Origin of the sequence: Microbacterium sp. B24 (genome assembly GCF_000333415.1) — a bacterium.
Taxonomy (GTDB): domain Bacteria; phylum Actinomycetota; class Actinomycetes; order Actinomycetales; family Microbacteriaceae; genus Microbacterium.
This window is the reverse complement of sequence record NZ_BADB01000093.1, coordinates 1-1,904: the sequence shown is the minus strand read 5'-3', so window position 1 is coordinate 1,904 and position 1,904 is coordinate 1. Positions and strand designations below refer to the sequence as shown.

Annotated in this window: 3 protein-coding genes; all 3 read left to right on the top strand. The window is 69.5% G+C overall.

Features of this window, described 5'->3' with window-relative positions:
• A partial coding sequence (locus I5I_RS02140; RefSeq protein ID WP_036315931.1) for an ABC transporter permease subunit occupies positions 1 to 391 on the top strand: 391 nt, incomplete at its 5' end.
• Positions 388 to 1,101, top strand: a complete 714-nt coding sequence (locus tag I5I_RS02135; RefSeq protein WP_036315927.1) for an ABC transporter permease — start codon at positions 388 to 390, stop codon at positions 1,099 to 1,101. The genes I5I_RS02140 and I5I_RS02135, both read left to right, overlap by 4 nt.
• Positions 1,102 to 1,137: 36 nt before the next feature.
• A partial coding sequence (locus tag I5I_RS02130) for an ABC transporter substrate-binding protein (RefSeq protein WP_036315924.1) occupies positions 1,138 to 1,904 on the top strand: 767 nt, incomplete at its 3' end.

Genomic DNA, 1,904 nt, shown 5'->3' with positions numbered 1-1,904 from the left:
AGCTCGGTCCCGGGGATCCTCTAGAGTCCGCGACGCCGCCATCGCGGTCGGCTACGGGCCCTGGCGACGTTTCTGGACCGTCGACCTCCCGCTGGCCGGTCCGGTGCTGCTCGCGGGGCTTCGCGTGACGGCCACGTCCACGATCGCGCTGGCGACGGTCGGCATCCTCATCGGCGTGGAGAACCTCGGCTACCTGTTCACCAACGGCCTGCAACGGCGGATCATCCCCGAAGTGCTCGCGGGCGTGGTGATCGTGGTGCTGATCGCGCTCCTCTTCGATCTGCTGCTCGTTCTCGCGGGACGCCTGCTCATGCCGTGGGTGCCTCGCCGCGACGGCAGTCGCGCCGAGCGACGTGCCCTGCGCCGCTTCGCGGCCGAGGGGGCGGCATGAACCTCTTCGCCGACGCCTTCGCGTGGATCTTCTCCCCCGACCGCCTCACCGGCTCGCTCCCGCTGCCCGAGGCGATCGCTCAGCACCTGGCGTTCACCTTCGGCTCGGTTCTCGTCGCCGCGCTCATCGCCATCCCCGCCGGTTGGGCGATCGGCCACACCGGCCGCGGACGGGAGTTCGCGGTCGCCCTCTCCGGGGCGGCGCGGGCCATCCCCACGCTCGGTCTGGTCGTGCTGCTGTATCTGCTGGTCGGCGTCGTCTACAAGAGCCAGGCCGCCGTCGTGGCCTTCGTCATCCTCGCGATTCCCTCCATCCTCGCCGGCGCCTACGCCGGCTTCGAGGCGATCGACCGGTCCACGATCTCCGCGGCGCGCGCGGTCGGCATGACCGGTCGCCAGATCCTCTGGAAGGTCGAGGTTCCGCTCGGCCTGCCACTGCTGATCGGCGGCGTCCGTTCCGCGACCCTGCAGGTCGTCGCCACCGTGACGATCGCCACCTATGTCGGTCTCGGCGGCCTCGGCTTCTACATCATCCAGGGCATCCAGCTGCGCGACACCGCCCAGATCCTCGGCGCCTCCCTCCTCGTCGTCGCCTTGGCCCTCGTCATCGACGGAATCTTCGCGCTGCTGCAGCGCATCGTCGTGCCGCGCGGCGTCACCGGTCGCTCTGCGCGTGTACGGCCGACCCCCCGGCCCGCCACGGCATCCTGACGTCCTCCTCACAGCACCCAACGAAAGGCACCCCTCATGTCCGCACTGCGCACCTCCCGCGTCGGAGCGCGCCTGGCCCTGGCGGCCACGGCGCTCACCGTCACCGCCCTCGCCCTCACCGGCTGCGGCTCCAGCGGCTCCCTCGAGCAGCCCGCCGCCACCGGCGGTGCGACCGGCTCGTCCGAGACCATCACCATCGGCTCGCAGGCCTACTACTCGAACGAGATCATCGCCGAGATCTACGCTCAGGCGCTCGAAGGCGCCGGCTTCACGGTGGACCGCAAGTTCAACATCGGACAGCGCGACGCGATCGTGCCGTCGCTGCAGAACGGCACGATCTCGCTGACCCCGGAGTACACCGGAAACCTTCTGCAATACTTCGACAAGAGCACCACCGCAACGACCACCGAGGACGTGTACGCGGCTCTGAAGAAGGCGCTGCCCGAAGGCCTGAGCGTGCTCGACCAGGCGTCGGCGACCGACCAGGACTCCTACAACGTGACGGCGGCCTTCGCAGCGCAGCACAACCTCAAGAGCATCGCCGACCTGGCCAACGTGCCGAACCTCGTCCTCGGTGGCGCACCCGAGCTCGAACAGCGCCCCTACGGTCCGACCGGGCTGAAGGACAAGTACGGCGTCACGGTGAGTTTCAGCGCCACGGCCGACACGACCGTCGACGAGCTCGTCGCCGGCGGCATCCAGCTGGCCGACGTCTACAGCGCCGACCCGAGCATCAAGACGAAGAACCTCGTGACGCTGGAAGACCCCGAAGGCCTGTTCCTCGGCTCGCACGTCGGGCCGCT

Excerpts from the sequence above, each read along its gene's own strand:
- I5I_RS02135 (WP_036315927.1), top strand. The coding sequence starts at position 388 with ATGAACCTCTTCGCCGACGCCTTCGCGTGGATCTTCTCCCCCGACCGC.